Origin of the sequence: Dietzia sp. B44 (assembly GCF_014145245.1) — a bacterium.
Taxonomy (GTDB): Bacteria; Actinomycetota; Actinomycetes; order Mycobacteriales; family Mycobacteriaceae; genus Dietzia; species Dietzia natronolimnaea.
In genome coordinates, this window is sequence record NZ_JAALEF010000152.1 from 1 (window position 1) to 2,101 (window position 2,101).

Genomic DNA, 2,101 nt, shown 5'->3' on the forward strand with positions numbered 1-2,101 from the left:
CGGTTCCCGCCCGGTGCGGGCTGCGGCCAGAGCCCGGATCTCGGAGTGGTCGAGTGCCCCGAGGTGCAGGATCTCGCGGGCGAGGGTGGAACACAGGTCCGCGGACGGCCCCTCCGAGGGGTTCCCTGCGGTGAGGACCAGGAGAACCGCACCGTCGACGGAGGTCTCGAGAGCCGATCCGAGTGCGCGGAGGGATCCTGGATCGGCGTGGTCGGCGTCGTCGATCACGATGACCGTCCCGGCGCCGGCGCCCCCGAGCGCGGCGTCGAGCTCGTCGACCACCCGGGACCCGGTCCGCTCGACCCCGGCCGGACCGGGCGTCTCGCCGTCACCCGGCGGGGCGACCGGGGGAAGTCGCCGGAGGATCCGGTCCGCGATCACCCACCGGACGTCGTGTTCCCACGGCAACGCCCTGGTCAGCACCGTGGTCACGCCGGTGGTTCCGGTGAGCAGGGTGTCGACCAGGTGACTCTTGCCCGCACCGTACGGGGCGGTCACCAGGACCACTGACGACCCGCGGTCCACCACCGCGTCGTGGAGCTCACGGAGTCGTTCCACGACGCGGTGGTGACCGTGGCGGGGGATGAGGGAGGGCATGGTGGTCATGACCTCAGCGTAGGTCGGCCGCCGGGGTCTCGATCCGTTCCCGAGAACCGTCGGACCTGCCGTCGGGACCGGCGCCGATGAGGGTGTCGGGGACCTGGGCGACCAGGCCCGGCGAGCGCGGGACGGCGAGGGTGATCAGGGCCCCGACCAGGGCGACGCCCGCGAAGACGAGGAACGAGGTCTCCGCCTGGAGGCCCGCGGCGACGAGAAGGCCGCCGATGACCGGACCGAGGATTCCGCCCAGGCGCCCGAAACCCGCGCACCAGGCCACACCCGCGGCGCGGGAGCCGGTCTCGTAGTAGTTCGAGACGAAGCCGTAGACGAGTACCTGGGTCCCGATGGTGCCCATGCCGGCAGCGGCGACGAGCAGGATCATCAGTGCGATCGGCGGGGAGAGGGTCACGGCGACCAGGGCGGACGTGGCCAGGAGGAAGGAGCAGGCCACGATCACGCGCGGGCCGTGTCGGTCGGCCAACCGCGATGCGGCCAGCCCGCCGGCGATGGCACCGCCGTTGAGGACCAACAGGAAGCCGAGGGAACTCTTGGCGTCGATACCGTACGACTCCATGATCGTCGGCAGCCACGTGTTCAGCCCGTAGGTCAGGAGGAGTCCGGCGAAACTCATGAACCCCAGCAGGAGGGTGCCGAGTCGATAGGCCGGGGTCAGCAGCCCGGCGAATCCGGTGGGCGACGGTGCGGCGGTACCCGTTGCGCCGGAGCCGTGAGGGCTCCCGGCGGGGGCGTCGATGAAGGCGTTGACCGGCAATCCGCGGGCGGTACACAGGGCGACGGCCTCGTCGGTGCGCCCCCGCGAGGAGAGCCAGCGCGGCGACTCGGGCAGGGCGTACCACGCGTAGGGCAGGACGATGACGAGGGGCAGTGCGCCGATGAGGAACAGTCCCCGCCAGCCGATGTGGTCGCGCAGCAGCATCGCGAGGGCCGAGGCGAGGACTCCGCCGGCGGGGATTCCGCTGTAGACCACGGCGTTGAACAGGTTCCGCCGCCCCGCGGGGGCGAACTCGGCGATGATCGCACCGGCGGTGGCGACGATCGCGCCGATTCCGAGGCCGGTGAGAAGGCGCAGGATCCCGAACGTCGTGATGTTCTGCGCGAAAGAGGTGGCGGCCATGCCCACCGAGAACCAGGCGATCGAGCCGAGCATGATCCTCCGACGTCCGATGCGGTCACCGACGGCGCCCGCGCTCAGCGCTCCGATCATGACTCCGACGAGGGCGTACGAACCCAGGGCCCCGGCCTGAGCGGCACCGAGCGGGCCGATCTGGCCGGGGTCCGCCATGAGCGTGGGCAGGATCGCGCCGTAGATCACGAGGTCGTAGCCGTCGAAGAGGATGGCCAGCGCGACAACGGCCAGTACTCCGTAGACGGTTCGCCGATGCGCTGGGGACTCCCAGACGTCGGCTGTGGTTGCGGTCTTCTCGGTCACGGTGGACCTCCGATGGGGGATGGGTGGGACGGGACGGGGGGCGGGACGGGG

At 71.4% G+C, this 2,101-nt stretch carries 2 protein-coding genes; both read right to left on the reverse strand.

Going from position 1 to position 2,101, the window contains the following annotated elements; all coding sequences use genetic code 11:
* The coding region (locus tag G6017_RS06070) for an ATP-binding protein (protein ID WP_182616451.1) at nucleotides 1–606 on the reverse strand (606 nt) is incomplete at its 3' end.
* 4 nt (nucleotides 607–610) lie between these two features.
* Nucleotides 611–2,050: an MFS transporter gene (locus G6017_RS06075; RefSeq protein ID WP_347237953.1), complete on the reverse strand. Its 1,440-nt coding sequence runs from the start codon at nucleotides 2,048–2,050 to the stop codon at nucleotides 611–613.
* Nucleotides 2,051–2,101: the final 51 nt, after the last annotated feature.